We start from the raw sequence: 13985 nt of genomic DNA, 5'->3' as shown, positions 1-13985 counted from the left end.
AAATTACTTAGTGGAATTATGCACGGAAAACTGCCCTGCAAGTTACGCGCCAAGCAAAAAACCTCGGGGCGGGCTATTATCGCGGCTCAATTTCCACATCGATCTTCCAATCGATCTTCCAATAGGACCCCGCCATGACCACTTTTTCCATGTATTCCGCCTCGATTCCCGTGTTCAAGCAGATTCTGAACAGCCTGCTGGCCATCCTGGACAAGGCCGAGGCCCACGCCACCGAGAAAAAGATCGAGCCGGCCGCGCTGCTGCAGTTCCGCCTGTTCCCCGACATGCTGCCGTTCACGCGCCAGATCCAGATCGCCTGCGACTTCGCCAAGGGCGCGGCCGCGCGCCTGGGCGGCCTGGACGTGCCGTCGTACGAGGACACCGAAGTGACGTTCGCCGACCTGAAGGCGCGCATCGTCAAGACCCTGGCCTACATCGACAGCGTGCCGCAGGACACCATCGCCGGCAGCGAGGCGCGCGCCATCACCACCGGCAGCGGCGAGAAGACCAAGCACTTCACCGGCCAGACGTATCTGTTCCACTACGCGCTGCCGCATTTCTTCTTCCACGCCACCACCGCCTACGACATCCTGCGCCACAACGGCCTGGACATCGGCAAGAAGAATTTCATCGGCACGTATTGATCGGTTGAAGCACGCCCCGCGGGCCGCGCGGGGCTTATTTGTTGCGGCGCGGGTAGCCCTGCGCCAGGATGCGCTGCCAGACGATTTCCTTCTGCTCGGCGCTCATCGACACCCAATGCGCCACCTCCACCACGCTGCGCCCGCAGCCGCGGCAAATTTCGTCGAAGGTGGTCGAGCACACGGCCACGCACGGCGTGTCCGGCCGGACCGGCGGCTCGCCCTTGCCTTCGCTCATCCCTTCACCTCGAGCAACTTGTCCCAGGCGTCGTGCCCGAGCGCGCGCAAGGTGGCGATGTTCTTCTCGAAGATGTCCGCCGCCTCCGGGAACGCCTCGACGGCGCGCTCGACGCTGTCCTCGCGCAGCAGGTGCAGCGTCGGGTACGGCGAGCGGTTGGTGTAGTTCTCGATATCGTTCTTGTGGGTGTCGGCGAACTGGTAGTCCGGGTGGAAGCTGGCCACCTGCAATTCGCCGTCGAGCTGCAAGTCCTCCAGCGCGGCGTCGGCGACGTCGAGAAACTCGTTGTAGTCCTCGAAGTCGGCCAGCACGCGCGGGTGGATCAGCAGGGTGGTGTCGACCTGCTCGGGGTCGGCGTCGGCCAGGTATTGCAGCTCCTCCATCAGCTTTTCCAGCAATGCCTCCGGCGTGTCGGCGTCCGACACCACGTAACGGATCTGCCCCTTGACGTGGACCGCCTTGGCGAACGGACACAGGTTCAGGCCGATGACGGCCTTTTCCAGCCAGGCGACGGTGTTGGCGACGACGGCGGCGTGATCGGTGGCGCTAGTACTCATGATGCGGTTCCTTGAAGACTCTCTTAAAGGCGGAATTGTACGCATTCTTTGCGCCATCTCATACTCCGCGCATTTTGCGGCGATCTTCGGCTTATCTGTCGGGAACTGTTGCATAAAATAAAGGTCACATGCCTGACATAATCCTTGACTCATCAGGACGACCTTCGTACACTCCACGTTTATTCATGGTCGGTTCGATGTTTCACAGTCGACAACAATGGAAAACTATGCATCCTCGAATTCCTAAACGCGCCGCGCTGGCGGCGCCCCTGGCGACTCTGTTGGTGCTGTTGTCGCCGACCGCCAGCCACGCCTACGACGAGGCGGCGGGCCTGGCGCTGTCCATGCCGATGCCGGCCGCGCCGGCCCAGCTGACCGCCCTGCCGAAGTCCCCCGCCCTCGACCTGTCCTCCCTGAAAATCAACAAGCCGGCCAAAGCGGCCGACGACGATGCGTTCCGCGAGAAGGACGTGTGGGGCCGCATCCGCAGCGGCTACGCCATTCCGGACCTTAACAACGACCTCGTGTCCAAGCACACCAAGTGGTACACGGCCCGTCCCGACCACATGGCCATCACCACCGGGCGCGCCTCGCGCTACCTGTTCCACGTCGTCACCGAGCTGGAAAAGCGCGGCATGCCGACCGAGCTGGCGCTGCTGCCGTTCATCGAATCGGCCTTCAACCCGGAGGCGCTGTCGCACGCCAACGCCGCCGGCATGTGGCAGTTCGTGCCCGGCACCGGACGCGACTTCAACCTCAAGCAGGACGCCTTCAAGGACGACCGCCGCGGCATCCTGGCCTCGACCGACGCCGCGCTGACCTATCTGCAGCGCCTGTACGACATGTTCGGCGACTGGCAACTGGCGCTGGCCGCCTACAACTGGGGCGAAGGCTCGGTGCAGCGCGCCATCGCCAAGAACCAGGCGGCCGGCAAGCCGACCGATTTCCAGAGCCTGGCGGAGCTGATGCCGACCGAGACGCGCGAATACGTGCCGAAACTGCAAGCCGTCAAAAACATCATCGGCAACCCGACCCAGTTCGGCGTGACCCTGCCGCCGGTCGACAACACGCCCTACTTCACCGCCATTGACAAGACCAGCGACATCGATCTGACCATCGCCGCCCAGCTGGCCGAACTGTCGGTGGCCGAGTTCAAGGCGCTCAACCCGCAGTTCAAGCGCCCGGTCATCACCGGCGACGAGCAGACCAAGATCCTGTTGCCGAAGGAAAACGCCGCCAAGTTCCAGCTGAACCTGGCGCAATGGGGCAAGGATTTGTCGACCTGGACCACGCACAAGATCACCAGCGCGCGCGAAAGCATCGGCGCGCTGGCGTCGCGCTTCCACACCACGCCGGAAGTGATCCGCCAGGCCAACAACATCCCGCAGCGCTCGATGCTCAAGGCCGGTTCGACCATCCTGGTGCCCAAGGTGTCGACCTCGGCCTACCTGGACATCGCGCCCGAGGTGGCCGACAACGCGACGATGGCCTTCGAGGCCGAGCGCGCCGCCGGCAAGGTCGCCAAGTCCGGCTACAAGCGCGCCGGCGCGGCCAACGCCGCCAAGGGCGGGCCGGTGACGCTGGTCAAGGCGCGCGTGCCGCGCGACGCCGCCAAGGGCAAGCCGGCCCGTAAAACCAGCCACTGAGCCGGCGACGGTCCCGGTCCGGTTGGCCGCCCCCCCCGGCCGGCCCGCCCGGCGCCGGGGGTGGCGGCGATCAAAGGTTGCAGTCGACGCTGACACGTCCTACAATCTCGCACTTGCGTGGCAGGCGAACGGCCTCACACCTTAAAAACAACCCCCACTGACGTCGCCCCGCCCGCTGTCCGAGCCGGCGCCGGCGCGCAGTCGCAATCGGAGTCATCATGGCGTTCTTGCAAGGCAAAAAAATCCTCATCACCGGTTTGCTGTCGAACCGTTCCATCGCCTACGGCATCGCCAAGGCTTGCCACCGCGAGGGCGCCGAGCTGGCGTTCACCTATGTCGGCGAACGGTTTAAGGACCGCATCACCGAGTTCGCCGCCGAATTCGACAGCAAGCTGGTGTTCGATTGCGACGTCGCCAGCGACGAGCAGATCGCCGCCGTGTTCGCCGACCTTGGCAAGAGCTGGTCGCAGCTCGACGGCCTGGTGCACGCGATCGGCTTCGCGCCGCGCGAAGCGATCGCCGGCGACTTCCTCGACGGCCTGACGCGCGAGAACTTCCGCGTCGCCCACGACATTTCCGCCTACAGCTTCCCGGCCATGGCCAAGGCGGCGCTGCCGCTGCTCAAGGAGGGCTCGTCGTTGCTGACCCTGTCGTACCTGGGCGCCGTGCGCGCGATCCCGTACTACAACACGATGGGCCTGGCCAAGGCGTCGCTGGAGGCGTCGGTGCGCTACCTGGCCGAAAACCTGGGCAAGCTGGGCATCCGCGCCAACGGCATCTCGGCCGGCCCGATCAAGACCCTGGCCGCGTCCGGCATCAAGGACTTCGGCAAGCTGCTCGGCTTCGCTTCGTCGCACGCGCCGCTGCGCCGCAACGTCACCATCGAGGAAGTGGGCAACACGGCCGCCTTCATGCTGTCGGACCTGGCCTCGGGCATCACCGGCGAGATCACCTACGTCGACGGCGGCTTCTCGCACGTGATGGGGCTGAACGCGGAAGACTACCTGTAAGCCCGCGCGGCCGGCCGCGCGACGCACTACCCCCCCCACCCCGGGGGTCAGTGCCGACATTCGGACACAAGCTGGTCATTCCCAGCATATCGACCCGACAACTTCGACGCTGTTACCGCACAGCCCGTGTCCGAATGTCGACACTGACCCCGGGGGTGGGGGGCGCTTTTGCTGCGGCGCACACTACAACGACCAATTAACTGTACAGGCAGGTCGAAACTACTGTATAGTGTCGCCTGTGCGCTGCAGTGAGCGCGCCGCGATAACCAGCGGCGCCGATTGATCAGCCAGGTATTACTAGCAGCTACGCAAGCCTTAGCGCATCATCCTGATGTCGCTTATGAAGCCCTCCCGCCTTTGGTGTCGCACCTGACACCGTCCCGGCGCAAAGCTTTTGTGCCGAAATTTCTTTCGATTTTGATTGAGTCATTTCGTTTTGGTAGGCGTTGCTATTTCGCGTTCGGCGTTTGCACGGGCGCAGGTTTTTTACGAAAGAACAGCATGACATTTGAAGCACTAGGTCTCAACACGTCCATCATCAAAGCCCTGACCGACGCCGGCTACACCGCGCCGACCCCGGTTCAGCAGCAGGCCATCCCTGCCGCCATCGCAGGCAAGGACTTGTTGGTTTCCTCGCAAACCGGTTCCGGCAAGACCGCCGCATTTATGCTGCCGTCGCTGCACCGTTTGTCCGAGATCGATCCGGCCGCCGCCGGCAAGACTCCCAATCAAGAAATGCAGGCCGCCCGCGCCCGTGGCGAGCGTCCGCGTTTCAAAGCCGCACAGCCAAAAATGCTGGTGTTGACCCCGACCCGCGAACTGGCCCTGCAAGTAACCTCCAATACCGACAAATACAGCGTCAACCTGCGCCGCCTGAAGGCCGTGTCGATCCTGGGCGGTATGCCTTACCCGAAACAGATGCAATTGCTGGCCAAGAATCCCGAGATCCTGGTGGCCACCCCCGGACGTCTGATCGACCACATGGAATCGGGCAAGATCGACTTCTCGCAACTGGAAATCCTGGTGCTGGACGAAGCCGACCGCATGCTGGACATGGGTTTCATCGACGACATCGAAAAAATCGTCGACGCCACCCCGGCCACCCGTCAAACCATGCTGTTCTCGGCCACGCTCGACGGCGTGGTCGGCAACATGGCGCGCCGCATCACCAAGGATCCGCAAGTGATCCAGGTGCTCAGCGCCGCCAACAAGCATGAAAACATCACCCAGCGCGTGCACTTCGTCGACGACCTGTCGCACAAGAACCGCCTGCTGGACCACCTGCTGCGCGACGACTCGCTCGACCAGGCCGTGGTGTTCACCGCCACCAAGCGCGACGCCGACACCATCGCCGACCGCCTGAACATCGCCGGTTTCTCGGCCGCCGCGCTGCATGGCGACATGCACCAGGGCGCCCGCAACCGCACGCTCGACAGCCTGCGCCGCGGCCAGGTCAAGATCCTGATCGCCACCGACGTCGCCGCCCGCGGCATCGACGTGCCGACCATCACGCACGTGTTCAACTACGACCTGCCGAAGTTCCCTGAAGACTACGTGCACCGCATCGGCCGCACCGGCCGCGCCGGCCGCAACGGTCTGGCGATCTCGCTGGTGAACCACGCCGAAGGCATGAACGTCAAGCGCATCGAGCGTTTCACCAAGCAGCTGATCCCGGTCAACGTCATCGAAGGCTACGAGCCGAAGAAGACCGCCTCGGCGGCCCGCTCGACCTCGCGTCCAGGCGGCTGGAAGCCGGGCGACAACCGCACCGGCGCCAAGCCGGGCCAGCGCACGTTCAGCAAGCCGAGCGCGCCGCGCAAGGAAGGCAGCACCGGCGGCGGCTACAAGGGCAGCAACCCGCGCAGCACCGACGGCGCCCGCCGCAGCTACGGCGACCGTTAATCGTCACCGTTAGCCCGGCGTAAGCGACAATCAAAGCGGCCACCAGAGCGATCTGGTGGCCGCTTTTGCGTGCGGGCGCCGGCTCGCTGGCGCAGCGGCTGGCTTTTCAGCTAACATGGCTGTTTGCACCGGCGCGCTTGCCGGTGACGCCAAACCAAGGATTCATTTTTGCTAGTTCGCCCGTTTTTCAGCATCCGCCGCACCAGCCGCGTGTTCAGCGCCCTCCCCGCGATCCGCCTCGCGGCCGGCCTCTGCCTGGCCATCGCCAGCTTGCGCGGCGTCGCCGCCGACGACGCGGCGGCGCTGCTCGCCCAGGCGCGCGCGGCGGTCGGCGGCGACGCCTGGCGGCAGGTCAAGACGCAGCACGTCCAGTTCGTGCGCACCTACCTCGACCACGACGAGGCCGGCAGCAGCGACATCGATTTCGCCAGCGGCCGCTACGCCCAGCGCATCCCGTCGTCGGCGGTGGCGCGCCTGATGTCGCGCTCGGACGGCCAGAGCTTCTGGCGCCAGCGCATGGGCAAGCTGGAAAAGCAGGAAGGCGCGGCGCGCGATCCCGAGCTGCACCTGGGACGCCAATCGTATGCCTGGTGGTTCGCGCGCGGCGCCAAGGCGCGCCGGCTGGAGCTGAAGGCGCCGCGCCGCCACGCCGGCGTCGACTACGCGGTCGTGCGCGTCGAGCTGGCGTCCGGCATCGCCTTCGATTACTGGATCAACGACGGCACCCACCGCATCGAGCGCCGCCAGGAAGTGATCGACGGCAAAACCCTGACCATCGACTACCGCGATTTCCGCCGCGTGGGCGCGCTCACGCTGCCCTTCGAGGAAAGCGTGCGCGACGCCACCGACGGCGCCGACGAGGAAACGCTGCGCGTGTCCACGATCGTGCTCAACCGCCCCGCCGCGCAAATGGACTTCTCGTTGCCGCAGCCGGCCGTCATGCAGGGCTTTTCGGCCCAGCGGTCGGCGGTGACGGTGCCGTTCGAGCCGTGCGAGGCGCACATTTGCGTGCTGCTGACGTTGAACGGGCAAGGACCGTTCAAGTTCATCCTCGACACCGGCGCGCGCAACGTCATCAGCGACAAGCTGTACCGGCGCTTGCGGCTGCCGGCGCAGGGCGTGGCGGTGCTGTCCGGCCTCGGCCAGCAGACCGAGCGCGGCGTGCTGACCACGGTGCAGCAAATCGGCATGGCCGGGCTGACCCTGGACCGGCAAGCCTTCTTCACCAGCCCCACGCTCGACAACCTGCCGATCGACGGCACCATCGGCTACGAGTGGCTGTGGCTGACGCCGACCTTGATCGACTATGCCGCGCGCCGGCTGACCTTCCACGACCCGCAGCACTTCGTGTATCGCGGCCCGGCCGCCGCCACGCCGCTGTCGTTCCATGACAAGACGCCGCAGATCGAAGCCGTGCTCGACGGCCTGCCCGGCAAGTTCACCATCGACACCGGCAGCGACTTCTCGCTGACGATGAGCAAGCCGTTCGTCGAACGCTACCGCCTGGTGGAAAAATACCAGGCGGGCGAGACGATCCAGACCGCGCAGGTCATCGGCGGCACCACCCAAGTGCTGAAAACGCGCGGCAAGCTGTTTGAACTGGGCGGCGTGCAGATCGCCGATCCGACCCTGGAACTGTCGACGCGCGGCGGCGGCACGATGAACAGCCCCACGCTTGCCGGCAATATCAGCAACGGCATTTTGCGCCAGCTGAACATCCTGTTCGACTACCAGGGCGGCAAGGTGTATATCGAGCCCAACAAGGTGACGTCGGCCGAATAGGCCGCGCCCGGCAACAATTTGTATCGTTCACACAATATCCGCGACGGCGGGCCGTCTACACCTACATGCCGCCGCCAACTTCCCCCACCGCCGACCACGACCAAACCATCACCGCGACGGTGTTGCGCGAGCGTTCGAAGCTGGGCAGCTTCATCCGCCGCCGGGTGGCCGACCAGACCGACGCCGAAGACATCCTGCAGGACGTCTTTTACGAATTCACCCAGGCCCACCGGCTGCCCGAGCCGATCGAGCAAGTCAGCGCCTGGTTGTACCGCGTCGCCCGCAACCGCATCATCGACCGCTTCCGCAAGAAAAAGGAGGTGGCGCTGGACGACATGGTCGACGAGGATGGCGAAGCCTACCGCCTCGACCTGCTGGTGCCGTCCGCCGACGCGGGCCCGGAACATGCCTACCACCGCGCCATGCTGCTCGAACAATTGCAGGCGGCGCTGGAAGAGTTGCCGGCGAATCAGCGCGAAGTGTTCATCGCGCATGAGCTCGACGGCCTGAGTTTCAAGGAAATGGCGCTGCAAAGCGGCGTATCCGTCAATACCCTGCTGGCGCGCAAACGCTATGCCGTGCTGCATCTGCGCGCGCGGCTGCAAGACCTGTACAACGAATAAAGGAGAGTTGAAATGCTTAAATATAAACTGCTGCTCATCCCCAAGATGCTGGTGATCCTGGCGCTGCTGGGCTGGATCGTCATGCTGCTATGGAACTGGATCGTGCCCCACCTGTTCACCGGCGGCGCGCCGCTGGACTATTGGCGCGCGCTCGGCCTGCTGGTATTGTGTCGCATCCTGGTCGGCGGCTTCGGCGGCCGCCACCACCACGACGGCGGCGCGCAACGCTGGCAGCGCTGGCAAGCGATGACGCCGGAAGAAAGGGAACAGTTCCGCGCCGCCCACAAAGGCCGCTTCTGGGGCCACGGCCGCGACTGGACCAACGACAGCGCCAAGGAATAAAAATGACAACAACCAACGCCGCCACGGCGGCGAATTTCACGCCGTATCAAAAAATCGTCGTCGCCATGCTGGCCTTCCTGCAGTTCGCGGTGATCCTCGACTTCATGCTGATGTCGCCGCTGGGCGCGGTCATCATGCCGGCCCTGAACATCGGGCCGATGGAGTTCGGCCTGGTGGTGTCGGCCTACGCCTTCAGCGCCGGCGCCTCGGGCCTGCTGACGGCCGGCTTCGCCGACCGCTACGACCGCAAGAAGCTGCTGCTGTTCTTCTACACCGGTTTCATCCTCGGCACCGTCTGGTGCGGCCTGGCACAAAGCTTCGAGAGCCTGCTGGCCGCGCGCGTGGTCACCGGCCTGTTCGGCGGCGTCATCGGCTCGATCGTGCTGGCCATCTCGACCGACCTGTTCCCGCCGCAGATGCGCGGCCGGGTCATGGGCGTGATCCAGACCGCGTTCGCCGCCAGCCAGGTGCTCGGCATCCCGATCGGCATTTATTTGTCCAACAAATGGGACTGGCACATCCCCTTCCTCGCCATGGCCGCGTTCGGCCTGGCCGGGGGCCTGCTGGTGGCCTGGAAAATGCAGCCGGTGAACGCCCACCTCGGCCAGCCCCAGCGGCACAGCCCGTGGGCGCACCTGTACCAGACGGTCACGGTGCCGCGCCACCTGCTGGCGTTTTCCATCACCGCGCTGCTGACCACGGGCGGCTTCATGCTGATGCCGTTCAGCAGCGCCTACATCGTCAACAACCTCGGCATCGACATGCACCACCTGCCCACCGTCTACCTGATCACCGGCGTGTGCACCATCTTCGCCGGCCCGCTGATCGGCCGCGCCGCCGACAAGCGCGGCAAGTTTCCGGTGTTCGTGTTCGGCACCGCGCTGTCGATGGTGATGGTGGTGGTCTACACCCACCTGGGCACCATCCCGATGGGGGCGCTGGTGGCGGTCAACGCCCTGATGTTCGTCGGTATCTTCTCGCGCATGATTCCGTACCAGGCGATGGCCGCGTCGGTGCCGCCGGCCACGCAGCGCGGCGCGTTCAACGCCATCAGCGCCTCGATCCAGCAACTGTCGGGCGGAGTGGCGTCGGTGGTGGCCGGCCATATCGTCACCCAGGCCCCGGACGGCAGGCTGCAGCACTTCAGCGTGATCGGCTACGTGGTGGTGGCCACCTCGCTGGTGGCGCTGGCGCTGGTGTGGCGCCTGCAACGCGGCATGGCGGCCGTCGCCCAGGTTCCGGTGTAAATGTGCATGACTCCCTGGATTTGATCAATCGCTTTCCATTAAGAAACCTCAACATAGTTGCCACACAGAACTATTTTGCCACTATAATGGCCGGAGTGATAATCAATACCTCAACCCGAAGGGAGCAATTGCATGAACGCCAGAAATATGGACGCGGCCTGTTTGCGGGCGCTGCGCCGCCGCGGACACTCCGACAACAGCATCAACGCGATGAGCCCGGAAGAGGCGTTTTGCGAGTACTGCGCCTACCACGGCATCATGAACCTGGTGCCGGCGACGTTGCAGATGCTCGACAAGCTGCGTAGCGAACACCGCCCGCAATAAAAAAAGGCCGCCGGTTGCAACCAGGCGGCCTTGCTGTTTTCAGAGTGGTCGATCAACGGTAAAACGCTTCGACCTTGCCTTTGAGCTTGATCAGCATCGGATTGCCCTTGCGGTCCAGGCTTTTGCCGGCCGGAACCTTGATCCAGCCTTCGCTGATGCAATATTCGTCGACGTCCAGACGCTCTTTGTCGTTGAAACGGATGCCGACGTCGTGTTCGAACACGGCGGCGACATGGTGCGGGCTGCGCGGATCGATCGACAGGCGATCGGGCAGCGGAGGGAGTTGAGTAGTATCGTTCATGGGCGACATTATATCAGCTGGTTTTGAAGATCAGCTGCGCCACGCGCTGCAATTTCGGATACACCACCGGCACCGTCAGCATGGTGCTGCCGATGGCCATCAACAGCAGCGCCGTGAAGGTCTCGTTGGTGATGACGCCCTTGTCGAGCAGGATGTTGGAAAAGATGATCATGATCAGCGCCTTGGTCTGCAACAGCCAGCCGATGATCGACGCCTCGCCCGGCCCCCAGTTGAGGATCTTGCCGGCGATGTGCGTGCCGATCAGCTTGCCCGACAGCGACACCGCCAGCAGCACCCCGGCCGCGACGAACACGGCCGAGCCGCCCACGCCCCAGTTGGTACGCAGCCCGGCGCTGAGGAAGTACACCGGCATGATCGCCAGCAGCATGTTCTGGCGCATGAAGTCCATGCGCTTCTGGTCGAACCAGTCGGCCTCCATGACGGCGCCGGCCAGGAAGGCGCCGACCATGAAGTGCAAGCCGGCCCAGTCGGCCGCGAACGAGACGATCGCCAGCCAGATCAGGGACACGTACCAGCGGTCGGTCTCGGGGATGCGCACCATCAGCATGCGGAACAGCTTGGTGGCGACGGCGAACAGCACCAGGAAGCCCAGCTGGCGCGTGACGCGCTCCCAGTCGAGCATGATGACGGCCAGCACGCCCCAGATGGCGATGTCGTCCAGGCTGGCGTAGCGCAGGATGCGCTGGCCGATCGGCTGGCGCAGGATCTCCAGTTTTTCCATCAGCAGGATCAGGATCGGCAGCGCCGTGACCGCGCACGCCATGCCCACGCCCAGCACGAACTGCCAGTTCTGCGCCTTCGGGCCGATCCAGCCGGCGTAGCCGAGCATGCCGATCGCCGCCACGCAGCCGAACAGCAGCGGCGTGCCCAGCGCCAGTCCGGCGGTGATGGTGCTCTCGCGGCGGTGCTCCCACGCCTTTTTGAGGTCGAGCTCGATACCGGCGATCATCACGAAAATCATCACCGCCCACCAGGCGATGCCGTTGAGCGACTGCACCACCTGCGGATTGAAGACAAAGCTGTAGTACTCGGGATAGGCGCGGCCGAGCACGCCGGGGCCGAGCAGCACGCCGGTGATGATCTGCACCACCACCAGCGGCGCCCAGTAGTCGGTGTTACCGAAGCGCCAAATCAAATACGGCACGCTAAAGATAATTAACATCGCGATCAAAAAGATCTCGGTGGTCCCCATATGCATAATATGTCCCCTGCTTTTTGTAGTTTGAGTAAAAGTCCCGCCGCCGCATGCAGGCATAACTTTAGGCAATATTGTATGGCGAAAGCGGCGCTGGAAGCGATCCCAGGTTAATCTTTTCATCATCCGGCTCGCCTGCGCCCGTGTAGTCCACATCAAATCCGGCCATGCCGTGTCGTAAACACCACACCCGCGCCGGCCACGCGCCGCCGCCGCGCTTGCTTTCCGGCGGCATGGGTATATACTTGCGCAATCAAGTATTAATCAACAACCAAAGGATGATTTATGGACAACCTCGACAACGACTTTCCGTCCCCCGCCGCCGTCAGCCCCAGCCTGGAGTTCGCGCTGCGCCTGGCGCGCGCCCAGGCCACCCTGGTGCGCCGCCTCGACCAGGTGCTGGGCGGCTACCACGGCATCAGCTTCGGCGACTTCATGCTGCTGCACTACCTGAACCGCGCGCCCGGCGGCCGCCTGCGCCGCGTCGATCTGGCGGAACGCCAGGGACTGACTGCCTCCGGCGTCACCCGCACCCTGCTGCCGCTGGAAAAGATCGGCCTGGTCGAGCGCCAGCAAGACCCGCGCGACGCCCGCGTCGCCTACGCCGCCATCACCGCCACCGGGCGCGAACTGCTCAACAACGCCGTCGTCGTCGCCGAGCAGATCAGCAAGGACTTGCTGCGCAACTGCCCGCGCGAACAATTCGCCGCCCTGAGCGACGCGCTCGGCCTGATCGCCGGCATGAACGCGACGAACTCCTGACCTTCCCCCGACCGCCCGAGAGCCACCATGTCCGAACCCATCCCTGCCCGCGCCGCGCTGCTGCGCGAGCCCAACTTCAAATGGCTGCTGCGCGGCGGCGTGATCTCCATGCTGGGCGACCAGCTGACGATGATCGCCCTGCCCTGGCTGGTGTTCAGGCTGACCGGCGACACCGTGGCGCTGGGCCTGGTCATCGCGCTGATGAGCATTCCGCGCGCGGTCTTCATCCTCGTCGGCGGCGCGCTGGTGGACCGCCACTCGCCCCGGCGCGTGCTCATGCTCAGCAAGTACGCCAACGCCGCGCTGCTGGCCGTGCTCACGCTACTGGTGCTCGACCAGCGGCCGGCGCACACGCTGGACGTCGGCGCGGCGCTCTCGCTCACCGTCGTCATGACGCCGCATCTGACCCTGATGGCCATTTACGCGCTGGCCTTCGGCATCGGCCTGGCGCAGGCGTTCGGCATCCCGTCGGGCACCTCGATCATGCCGCTGGCGATCGCGCCGCAACAGCTGCAGGCGGCCAACGGCATGTTGATGGGACTGCGCCAGCTGTCGATGCTGGCCGGTCCGCTGATCGCGGCGGGCCTGCTGGCGATCGGCGGCGACGGCGGCCACCTGCAACGCCAGGCCCACGGCGCCGGCCCGCTGGTGGCCGACGCGCGCGGCCTGGCGCTGGCGTTCGGCCTCGATTGCCTCAGCTTCCTGGTGTCGGCGTGGACCCTGTCGAAAGTGCGCCTGCTGGCCGCGCCGCCATCGACGCCGGCGCCGGCCTCGGTGCTGCGCGCCGTCGGCGACGGCCTGGCGATGGTGTGGCGCGACGTCCCGCTGCGCACCTGTTTCATCTACTGGGGCGCCGTCTCGCTGCTGATCGGCGGCGCCATGCAGGTCGGCCTGCCGGTGCTGTCGGCCGCGCTGCACGGCGCCGCCACCCTGGGCCTGCTGATGGGCGTGCACGGCGCCGGCACCCTGCTCGGCATGGGCGCGGCGGCGCTGGGCGGCGCGCGCCTGCGCTTCGCCAGCTTCGGCACGCTGCTGCTGCTGATCGACGGCGCCGTCGGACTGCTGGTCATGCCGCTGGGCGCGGTCGACGCGGTGTGGCAGGCGGCCTCGCTGATGCTGGCCATCGGCGTGCTGGCCGGCTTCATGCAGATCAACGTCTTCACGTGGATCCAGCGCCGCGTGCCGCCGCACATGATGGGACGCGCCATGAGCATCTTCATGTTCATCTTCATGGGCCTGGCCCCGCTGTCGGCCGGCGCCACCGGCTGGCTGCTGACGATGGTGCCGCTGTCGCAATTGTTCGCCGGCGGTGGCATGATACTGGTGCTGTGCGCGGCGCTGGCGTATGTGTTCACGCCGATGCGCCGCATCACGAACGCGTAATAAGGGATACC

16 protein-coding genes are annotated in these 13985 nt (G+C 65.2%); 11 read left to right on the top strand and 5 right to left on the bottom strand.

The window, feature by feature from the left end; translation table 11 throughout:
- The first annotated feature begins 134 nt into the window (after positions 1 to 134).
- Positions 135 to 644: a DUF1993 domain-containing protein gene (locus BMX85_RS17200; protein ID WP_090320768.1), complete on the top strand. Its 510-nt coding sequence runs from the start codon at positions 135 to 137 to the stop codon at positions 642 to 644.
- A gap of 34 nt (positions 645 to 678) precedes the next feature.
- On the opposite strand, the gene BMX85_RS17195 is transcribed toward BMX85_RS17200, so the two are convergent.
- Positions 679 to 879 carry a DUF1289 domain-containing protein gene (locus tag BMX85_RS17195; protein WP_090320765.1) on the bottom strand — a complete coding sequence of 67 codons (201 nt, stop codon included), beginning with the start codon at positions 877 to 879 and terminating at the stop codon, positions 679 to 681.
- On the bottom strand, positions 876 to 1436 hold the full coding sequence (locus BMX85_RS17190; protein ID WP_090320763.1) for a DUF1415 domain-containing protein: 561 nt from the start codon (positions 1434 to 1436) through the stop codon (positions 876 to 878). The genes BMX85_RS17195 and BMX85_RS17190 overlap by 4 nt, the downstream gene beginning before the upstream one ends.
- Before the next feature lie 227 nt (positions 1437 to 1663).
- Here BMX85_RS17190 and BMX85_RS17185 point away from each other — a divergent pair, with 227 nt between their 5' ends.
- The 8 genes from BMX85_RS17185 (at position 1664) to BMX85_RS30170 (ending at position 10312) form a co-directional block, all read left to right on the top strand.
- The gene (locus BMX85_RS17185; protein ID WP_090320759.1) at positions 1664 to 3082 is read left to right on the top strand and encodes a transglycosylase SLT domain-containing protein; all 1419 of its coding nucleotides are present in this window, start codon (positions 1664 to 1666) and stop codon (positions 3080 to 3082) included.
- Positions 3083 to 3300: 218 nt separating this feature from the next.
- On the top strand, positions 3301 to 4092 hold the full coding sequence (gene fabI / locus BMX85_RS17180) for an enoyl-ACP reductase FabI (protein ID WP_090320756.1): 792 nt from the start codon (positions 3301 to 3303) through the stop codon (positions 4090 to 4092).
- Between the two features lie 501 nt (positions 4093 to 4593).
- A complete protein-coding gene (locus tag BMX85_RS17175; RefSeq protein ID WP_090320753.1) occupies positions 4594 to 5994 on the top strand; it encodes a DEAD/DEAH box helicase in 1401 nt (466 codons plus the stop codon).
- Positions 5995 to 6162: 168 nt separating this feature from the next.
- Positions 6163 to 7776: a retropepsin-like aspartic protease gene (locus BMX85_RS17170; protein ID WP_229210533.1), complete on the top strand. Its 1614-nt coding sequence runs from the start codon at positions 6163 to 6165 to the stop codon at positions 7774 to 7776.
- A gap of 65 nt (positions 7777 to 7841) precedes the next feature.
- On the top strand, positions 7842 to 8399 hold the full coding sequence (locus BMX85_RS17165) for an RNA polymerase sigma factor (RefSeq protein WP_090320751.1): 558 nt from the start codon (positions 7842 to 7844) through the stop codon (positions 8397 to 8399).
- Between the two features lie 12 nt (positions 8400 to 8411).
- Positions 8412 to 8741, top strand: coding sequence for a hypothetical protein (locus BMX85_RS17160; RefSeq protein WP_090320748.1), 330 nt, complete (start codon positions 8412 to 8414; stop codon positions 8739 to 8741).
- Positions 8742 to 8743: 2 nt separating this feature from the next.
- A complete protein-coding gene (locus BMX85_RS17155) occupies positions 8744 to 9988 on the top strand; it encodes an MFS transporter (protein WP_090320745.1) in 1245 nt (414 codons plus the stop codon).
- Positions 9989 to 10120: 132 nt separating this feature from the next.
- Entirely contained in the window at positions 10121 to 10312 is a 192-nt protein-coding gene (locus tag BMX85_RS30170) for a hypothetical protein (protein WP_143068017.1), read from the top strand.
- Between the two features lie 52 nt (positions 10313 to 10364).
- On the opposite strand, the gene BMX85_RS17150 is transcribed toward BMX85_RS30170, so the two are convergent.
- The 3 genes from BMX85_RS17150 to BMX85_RS30540 form a co-directional block, all read right to left on the bottom strand.
- Positions 10365 to 10613 (bottom strand): DUF3297 family protein, encoded by a 249-nt coding sequence (locus tag BMX85_RS17150; protein ID WP_090320741.1) that lies wholly within the window; start codon positions 10611 to 10613, stop codon positions 10365 to 10367.
- Between the two features lie 13 nt (positions 10614 to 10626).
- A complete protein-coding gene (locus tag BMX85_RS17145; RefSeq protein WP_090320738.1) occupies positions 10627 to 11832 on the bottom strand; it encodes a cation:proton antiporter in 1206 nt (401 codons plus the stop codon).
- 61 nt (positions 11833 to 11893) lie between these two features.
- Positions 11894 to 12064, bottom strand: coding sequence for a hypothetical protein (locus BMX85_RS30540; RefSeq protein WP_177196795.1), 171 nt, complete (start codon positions 12062 to 12064; stop codon positions 11894 to 11896).
- A 50-nt stretch (positions 12065 to 12114) separates the two neighbouring features.
- Here BMX85_RS30540 and BMX85_RS17140 point away from each other — a divergent pair, with 50 nt between their 5' ends.
- Positions 12115 to 12591 carry a MarR family winged helix-turn-helix transcriptional regulator gene (locus tag BMX85_RS17140; protein ID WP_090320735.1) on the top strand — a complete coding sequence of 159 codons (477 nt, stop codon included), beginning with the start codon at positions 12115 to 12117 and terminating at the stop codon, positions 12589 to 12591.
- A gap of 27 nt (positions 12592 to 12618) precedes the next feature.
- On the top strand, positions 12619 to 13974 hold the full coding sequence (locus BMX85_RS17135) for an MFS transporter (protein ID WP_090320732.1): 1356 nt from the start codon (positions 12619 to 12621) through the stop codon (positions 13972 to 13974).
- Positions 13975 to 13985: the final 11 nt, after the last annotated feature.

Source organism: Duganella sp. CF517, from assembly GCF_900110275.1.
Taxonomy (GTDB): Bacteria; Pseudomonadota; Gammaproteobacteria; order Burkholderiales; family Burkholderiaceae_D; genus Rugamonas.
Note: the sequence above shows the minus strand (reverse complement) of the source record. Positions and strands in the feature narration are given on the sequence as shown.

Coding starts and splice junctions, on each gene's coding strand:
- BMX85_RS17190 (WP_090320763.1), bottom strand. CDS start 1,436: ATGAGTACTAGCGCCACCGATCACGCCGCCGTCGTCGCCAACACCGTC.
- BMX85_RS17155 (WP_090320745.1), top strand. CDS start 8,744: ATGACAACAACCAACGCCGCCACGGCGGCGAATTTCACGCCGTATCAA.
- BMX85_RS17135 (WP_090320732.1), top strand. CDS start 12,619: ATGTCCGAACCCATCCCTGCCCGCGCCGCGCTGCTGCGCGAGCCCAAC.
- fabI (WP_090320756.1), top strand. CDS start 3,301: ATGGCGTTCTTGCAAGGCAAAAAAATCCTCATCACCGGTTTGCTGTCG.
- BMX85_RS17145 (WP_090320738.1), bottom strand. CDS start 11,832: ATGCATATGGGGACCACCGAGATCTTTTTGATCGCGATGTTAATTATC.
- BMX85_RS17185 (WP_090320759.1), top strand. CDS start 1,664: ATGCATCCTCGAATTCCTAAACGCGCCGCGCTGGCGGCGCCCCTGGCG.
- BMX85_RS17165 (WP_090320751.1), top strand. CDS start 7,842: ATGCCGCCGCCAACTTCCCCCACCGCCGACCACGACCAAACCATCACC.
- BMX85_RS30540 (WP_177196795.1), bottom strand. CDS start 12,064: ATGCCGCCGGAAAGCAAGCGCGGCGGCGGCGCGTGGCCGGCGCGGGTG.
- BMX85_RS30170 (WP_143068017.1), top strand. CDS start 10,121: ATGAACGCCAGAAATATGGACGCGGCCTGTTTGCGGGCGCTGCGCCGC.
- BMX85_RS17200 (WP_090320768.1), top strand. CDS start 135: ATGACCACTTTTTCCATGTATTCCGCCTCGATTCCCGTGTTCAAGCAG.
- BMX85_RS17150 (WP_090320741.1), bottom strand. CDS start 10,613: ATGAACGATACTACTCAACTCCCTCCGCTGCCCGATCGCCTGTCGATC.
- BMX85_RS17160 (WP_090320748.1), top strand. CDS start 8,412: ATGCTTAAATATAAACTGCTGCTCATCCCCAAGATGCTGGTGATCCTG.
- BMX85_RS17175 (WP_090320753.1), top strand. CDS start 4,594: ATGACATTTGAAGCACTAGGTCTCAACACGTCCATCATCAAAGCCCTG.
- BMX85_RS17140 (WP_090320735.1), top strand. CDS start 12,115: ATGGACAACCTCGACAACGACTTTCCGTCCCCCGCCGCCGTCAGCCCC.
- BMX85_RS17195 (WP_090320765.1), bottom strand. CDS start 879: ATGAGCGAAGGCAAGGGCGAGCCGCCGGTCCGGCCGGACACGCCGTGC.